Raw genomic sequence first — 6,251 nt, 5'->3', positions numbered from 1 at the left:
TCAGTCTTCTTTTCTCATGCTTATTTTTCGGCCATGGATCTGAGAAATTCAAATAAATATGATCAACTTCATTCGTGGCGAATAAGTCACGGAGATCTTCGGCATCCTCGTTTACAAGGCGGGCATTTGTTGTTTCTGAGTTCAGTACTTTCTTCAAAGCACCTACAATGACACTTTTGACCCGTTCAATTCCAATGAAATTGATCTCCTCATGTTGTTTGCTCATTCCGGCAATAAATTGTCCTTTCCCAGAACCAATTTCCAAGTGTAAAGGCTTAGAGGGTTCGGCGAACAACTCTTTCCATTTTCCTTTCCATTCAAAAGGGGCTTGGACGACGATATGGTCATTTTCTTTCATAAAATCATCAGCCCAAGGTTTATTTCTTAAACGCATTGTTAAAATTCCTCCTCCTACCGTTAAAATATTACCATGAAGTCGTTTATTTTTAAAAGTTCAATCTAACAATTCCTTTTTTTGACTTTTATTATATCTTAAAGATACATATAGTTGAGTTATGAGATGGATGGGAACCAAGGGCATGCCGATTTTTATCGAATTTCCCCCTTTTCTTTATCCTCCTCAAACAATCGGTTTTTCCAATCTGCCTTACCATCCTCCAAGTTACTCAATATCCTTTTTATCCACTTTTTAAGCTGAAAATTTTATTAAAAAATCAATGACCTTAAAAGTTTTTATAAAATACTGGGCATATCGGTGAATAAGCTACTATGTGCGCCTATTTGTAATGATGGATGAGTTATTCCCATCCTACACCTCCCCTTCCTTTCATACTGTGAAATACTCAGTTGAAAGAGGGTTGGGTTGTAAACGCTTTCTAAGATACGATATTAATCGTGTAATACTAATATGAAATGGAGTGAAGCCAGAACATGAAACTAATGATTAAAACGTTTGAAATGACTGTGCTAGCCACTTTCTCTGTACTATTTGCAGGATACGCATTATTTATATATCCTTTTGAAAAATTAAGCGAAAAAATGAGTTCTGAAGTTCGCGAGAAAAAATTAAAATATACACCAACAGTTTCTCAAGGTTAAAAAAACCGTTGCTAAGCATTTTAGCAACGGTTTTTTTTTGATGATTTTTAATAAATATTGTGTCTATTCATCATCTTCTTCAGCTTTTTAATTCGGATGGAAGATTCATCGTATTCGCCTCTCATCTGGTGCCATTGAATAAATGAAAGAGCTTGTGAGACTGCATACCATACCATGCGATTGTACAAATCATCGCCCGGTTCCATGCCATACTCTTCCAGCCAGTGAGACCAGCTTTCCTGGGGGATATAAGAATAGAGAAGCATTCCAAGATCAAGGGCAGGATCTGCGACCATAGCGTTATCCCAGTCGATCAAATATAGCTGATCAGATGCCGAGAGCAGCCAATTGTTGTGATTTGTGTCACAATGGCATACGACATGAACGTCATGCGCCACCTCATCAACCTTGCTTTCAAGGAATTTAATAGCTTGATGGATTTCGATTCTCGGATCTATTTGATTTAATACTTTCTGATTCTCTTTTATATCTTTTAAAATCTCTGTCGGTGTTAATGGTTGTTTCCCTAATCTCATAAGCATATCGAGAAGCTCAGTAGAATGATGAATCTTGCTTAGCAATGCCGCTACACGCGGATGCTTCATCTCTTCGGGGTTCAACTCGCGACCTTCTAACCATTCTTGTGCAGTAATCACATCACCATTCTCTAAACGCTTGGTCCAAACAAGCTTGGGCACAATTCCCTCGGCAGAAAGTACAGCAAGAAATGGAGAAGAATTTCTCTTAAGAAATAATCTCTTCCCATCCGTTTGAGCATAATATGCTTCTCCTGTCGAACCGCCTGCTGGTGTAATCGTCCAATCATTTCCAAGAATATGTTCCAACCAATTCACCTTCAATTCCTCAAATCTTCCTGTGATTACATCACGTCGTTATCGTTCTTTTAGTATATCGTACTTAGGGCCTGTTCCAAAGGATTTGTTTTGTATCAATGCACCTTAAATTAGATTAACTCATCTATCTCGTAACTTTCAAGAATTTTCTCTTAGGCGGAATAGAACGTCCTTTTTGTTCCGCTTTTCTTGATATCAGACTCCATACACTCTCCACTTTGACCATCAATCTGATAGGGTAAAGGTTGTTCAGAAGAAACTTTCACTGTATGAGCTTCTCTTACAGACACTTCCTTTAATTTTGTATGGGTGCCGAAGAATACGGTCAGAAACAGACCTAGGATCTTCCACTTTGAAATGGAGTCAATCACTAAAACATGAAAACCAGGATGTTGGATATGCATTTTGGGGGTGATCTTCATTCCTCCTCCATAGTAAGGGTGATTTGTCACTGTAACCATAGCAGCGTTAGCAAATTGCATCGTCTTTTCGTCTATCTGAAGTTCTACCGTTATCGGTTCATAATTTTTCAACAAACGTAAAAGTGCTAGCGTATAAATGAATTTTTGCAGGTAAAGTCGTTGCATCCATTTTCTGAAGACTGGTCGATTCGCGGCAGATACGATTTTACCGTCCAGTCCAAATCCAATACTATTTGCAAAGTATCTCGAACCGCGTTGATAACGTTGGTTTGGGACAAACACTCCTTGATGAAGGTGTACAATTTTGGGATGGGTTATCATTTTACGAAATAACTCCACACCTTTTTTTCTCGTGCCGATCCCCCTTGCGAAGTCATTTCCTGACCCCGCTGGTACAAAGGCTATAGGAATAGAAGGACGTTTTTTTGTGCCATTGATGACTTCATGCAACGTCCCGTCCCCTCCCAACACGAAAATGCATGCGAGGGATTCATGATGGATTTCAACAACTTGCTCAGCAATTTTTTCTGCATGACCAGCATACTCAGTGAAAAATGCCCGACAGTTTTTTTGCTTGTAAAGAGGATCCTTCTTCAATCGTTCGAAGAGCTTCTGGGCCTTGCCATATCCTGCTTTCGGATTAACGATGAGTATATTCATCAGACATTTCTCCTATTTTCCTTATCAAATCATTATACAATCTGATACTATTTTATTATAATAATAACAAAAAGGAGGACCTTTATATGGGTAAAGACTGCCAATTTTGCGGAACATCTGTTCATTTACCGGATCGCGGCGCCATTATTCTTAACCGATCCAATGTAGATAAAGAAGATAGACTCGAGAACTTAACTGTACACCATGAAAATGAGGAAGCAATTGTATTCAATTATCATTCACAACAAGAACTTCAACTTTCGCTTGAGACTTTATTTCAAAGCCATTCCCCTAGTTATTGGCTTCATATTTTGAATTTGGACACTTCACAATCTTTTCCGATTTCTATTCAGCACTTATATGAAAGGTTAAAAAGACCAGAGATCGCAGACGTTATTCACCAGGGAAGTTTCACCTCACATTTGCAGCCGATCATAGACATGAGAGAAAACCGCATATTCGGATATGAAGCTTTACTTCGTACAAAAGATCACATCATCGCGCCAGGTGAGTTATTCCACTATGCTCAAGCTTCAGGCTTACAATCTATGCTGGACCAAAAAGCTAGAAGGTCTGCTGTCAAAGCAAAGTCTGAACATTTGGAGATCGGTCAGAAGATATTTATAAATTTCTTACCTTCTACGATTTATGTACCGGAATTTTGTCTGCAGCATACTTTTCAAATTGTGGAAGAGTTTGATATTGATCCATCTGATTTAGTATTTGAAGTTGTTGAAACAGAGAAAATCTCAGATGTCCAGCATTTGAAATCCATCTTAGATACATATAAAACATCTGGAATGAAGGTAGCTCTTGATGATGTCGGTACAGGTTATAGTACGATTGAAATGCTCAGTCTATTAAAGCCAGATTATTTAAAAATCGATAAATCATATATTCGAGACTGCCATAAAGATAAGACCAACCAAGAATTTTTACATCAAGTAATGAACCGTGCAGCGAAGCTAGGTATCCATGTACTTGCGGAAGGTATAGAAACGGAAGAGGAATGGCACTGGTTACAAACGATGGGAGTCGACTATGGTCAAGGATACTTTCTTGGAAAGCCTAAGCCTTCACCTGAAAAGGAGCTTATTCTTCCATAATCTCCTTTTCCATATCCCATTCGGGTCTCCTCACAGACGTCGTTTGACAATGTTTCAACAGGGCTTCTGCAGCCTTGAGTTGAGTATGTTTAAGTGGAGACGATATTTTCCTTTTTTCTTGCAGCCATCCTTCGTACCGCTCCCTGTCAATGTAATCTGTTTGAAAGCGTGATGATGCTCCTTGAATGGTAAGTTCAGGAGCCAGAATGACAAGCCGGTAAGGAAAGTCTAATTGATAACTACCCAGGACACTTTTCACATAAGATTCCGTTCTTTTCAAGGTAATTATAGGAGTCAAAAACCTTGAACTCTTTCCTTCGTGTTCTGCGTACCAGCTTTTCTCTGAAGTAGGATGGATCCTTGTTCCTGCTGGAAAATTCAACTCATGAATGATTTCAATTCCTGAGGGCCCTATTAGGATGGTTTCTGCCTCCATTTTTGCTTTTCTAAGCTCCACTATCGGATGGTACATGAGAAAGTATGTATCAGGAATCCTTTGTAATAAACGAGTCAGTTTATCATCGTGACGGTAGTAGTCATCGACGAAAGATTTTTCTCTTAGTGTCGTTGTAGCCCACTTTAGCTGAAAAGGAAACAGACCGTCTAAGAAATGATGCTTTAACTCATCGACCGTTTTCGGTATATCCATTTTCTCGACTTCCTGTACCTTTTTATCATCCGTTTCAACAGACTTATTTTTTTTAAAAAACTGAGAGATGCCTTTAGTTGGGATAGGTTCGATCTCCACAGGCTCTTCTCGGTCTGTTTCCCATAGTCCCTGCTCAAACATCTGCTGCATTTTACTCCATTTCTCTTTTTTTAATCGTATAAATTGACTGGGATATTGGTAGATGCCCATTTCATATCTGGAAACATAATCTTGTAGCTTGATTAATTGCACCACTTCTACACCTCCGTTTTAAGGGAAATGTCAGCTGCCACTTCATATTTAGGCATCTGTCCTGGATGGATGCGAAAAATAGAGAATTGTTCTACATCCATATGGTAGTGCTCATCCAGCAGCGAGTCATACTGTTCTAACGAAAGAGGAGACGTCCCTTCAGCCTTTTTCTTCGCTAAGGTCACATGTGGATGATAAGTCCTTTTCTCTGTTTGAAAGCCCAATTCTTCTCCTATTTGATCAATTCCCAGCTTTATCTCACTTAGCTCTGAAGGCTTTTCGACCTGTGCATGAAAAACTCTTGGTTGTTTTCGATCACCGAAGTATCCTGCAGGACCGATCGATAAGGTAAAGGAACTTGGCCACTCGAAATCCGTGAGTCGATTATGATACTCTTCAATAGTGTTATCGGAGCAGCCTCCTAAAAACTTTAATGTAATGTGAAAGTCTTCTGTAGCCGTCCAATCTTTATAATCCATTGAATCAGAGAGGATGTCTTGCCATTTTGACAACTCTGCTCTTATAAATTCACTTACTTTGATTCCAATAAAATAGTGTGCCGTCATGCTACATACTCCTTACTTGATAGATTCATCCACTTCGAAACGACTAAAACTAAAAGGATTCCGATGAGTGTCATTCCAGAAAAGAAACCATACATGCCTGTCACGCTCCATAGATCGATCAATACCCCTCCAATAAAAGTAAAGAATGCATTACCCAGTCCATTTCCAACGGCTGAATACAACCCCACAGCGGTTGCACGTACATTGTCAGGAGCTAATTCCCTTACAAGTATCAAAGCGGCCGGAATGTAAAGTCCTACAGATACCCCTTGAACAATCGTCGTCGCATAGACCACTTCACTAGACGGTTCAAAGAAATATAAAAACCACCTTCCGCAAGACACACACGAACTGATAATAATGACAGACAGACCCCCTAACCGATTGATGACCTGCTGGGCGAATTTCATAAATGGTGCTTCACTTCCCGCTGCAAGTAAAAAGGCAATCCCGACCCCGGATAAAGTCCCTCCCACCGAAAGAATAAACGTTCCAAAATAGTAGTTATTCGCTAATACAGGACCAAAGATCAAGAAATTTGAAACTAAAAACAGTAAAAAAGGCTTTTGTTTTAATAACACCTTCAATCCTGTGCGGAAAGAAACCGTAACTTCATCCGCGCGCTTAGGGAATTGTAAAAGAGCTACAAGACAAAAGAGAAGCCCTGAAGAAAAGAAATAAAA

General features: G+C 39.3%; 8 protein-coding genes. 2 read left to right on the top strand and 6 right to left on the bottom strand.

Translation table 11 applies throughout. The features are described from left to right. Window positions 1-394, bottom strand: a 394-nt coding sequence (locus LD39_RS13460) for a methyltransferase domain-containing protein (RefSeq protein ID WP_035547798.1), incomplete at its 3' end; no start/stop codon positions are given. 497 nt (window positions 395-891) lie between these two features. Here LD39_RS13460 and LD39_RS23115 point away from each other — a divergent pair. After that, window positions 892-1,059 carry a hypothetical protein gene (locus LD39_RS23115; RefSeq protein WP_197061428.1) on the top strand — a complete coding sequence of 56 codons (168 nt, stop codon included), beginning with the start codon at window positions 892-894 and terminating at the stop codon, window positions 1,057-1,059. A 47-nt stretch (window positions 1,060-1,106) separates the two neighbouring features. Here LD39_RS23115 and LD39_RS13455 read toward each other — a convergent pair whose 3' ends face one another. Beyond that, window positions 1,107-1,904: a phosphotransferase family protein gene (locus LD39_RS13455; protein ID WP_035547804.1), complete on the bottom strand. Its 798-nt coding sequence runs from the start codon at window positions 1,902-1,904 to the stop codon at window positions 1,107-1,109. A 161-nt stretch (window positions 1,905-2,065) separates the two neighbouring features. Next, window positions 2,066-2,995 carry a diacylglycerol kinase family protein gene (locus LD39_RS13450; protein ID WP_052158868.1) on the bottom strand — a complete coding sequence of 310 codons (930 nt, stop codon included), beginning with the start codon at window positions 2,993-2,995 and terminating at the stop codon, window positions 2,066-2,068. 86 nt (window positions 2,996-3,081) lie between these two features. Between LD39_RS13450 and LD39_RS13445 the strand changes: the two genes are divergently transcribed. Continuing rightward, window positions 3,082-4,101: an EAL domain-containing protein gene (locus tag LD39_RS13445; RefSeq protein ID WP_035547794.1), complete on the top strand. Its 1,020-nt coding sequence runs from the start codon at window positions 3,082-3,084 to the stop codon at window positions 4,099-4,101. Here LD39_RS13445 and LD39_RS13440 read toward each other — a convergent pair. The 3 genes from LD39_RS13440 to LD39_RS13430 form a co-directional block, all read right to left on the bottom strand. Further along, entirely contained in the window at window positions 4,088-5,005 is a 918-nt protein-coding gene (locus LD39_RS13440) for a hypothetical protein (protein ID WP_035547791.1), read from the bottom strand. The genes LD39_RS13445 and LD39_RS13440 overlap by 14 nt on opposite strands. Before the next feature lie 2 nt (window positions 5,006-5,007). Beyond that, window positions 5,008-5,568 (bottom strand): RNA 2',3'-cyclic phosphodiesterase, encoded by a 561-nt coding sequence (thpR, locus tag LD39_RS13435; protein ID WP_035547788.1) that lies wholly within the window; start codon window positions 5,566-5,568, stop codon window positions 5,008-5,010. Then, window positions 5,565-6,251: MFS transporter (locus LD39_RS13430; protein ID WP_035547785.1), on the bottom strand; the 687-nt coding region annotated here is incomplete at its 5' end. The genes LD39_RS13430 and thpR, both read right to left, overlap by 4 nt.

The organism is Halobacillus sp. BBL2006, assembly GCF_000786645.1.
Classification (GTDB): domain Bacteria; phylum Bacillota; class Bacilli; order Bacillales; family Halobacillaceae; genus Halobacillus.
Note: the sequence above shows the minus strand (reverse complement) of the source record. Positions and strands in the feature narration are given on the sequence as shown.

What these genes read in the sequence shown, in the direction of transcription:
- LD39_RS23115 (WP_197061428.1), top strand. Translation starts at nt 892, where the DNA reads ATGAAACTAATGATTAAAACGTTTGAAATGACTGTGCTAGCCACTTTC.
- LD39_RS13450 (WP_052158868.1), bottom strand. Translation starts at nt 2,995, where the DNA reads ATGAATATACTCATCGTTAATCCGAAAGCAGGATATGGCAAGGCCCAG.
- LD39_RS13445 (WP_035547794.1), top strand. Translation starts at nt 3,082, where the DNA reads ATGGGTAAAGACTGCCAATTTTGCGGAACATCTGTTCATTTACCGGAT.
- thpR (WP_035547788.1), bottom strand. Translation starts at nt 5,568, where the DNA reads ATGACGGCACACTATTTTATTGGAATCAAAGTAAGTGAATTTATAAGA.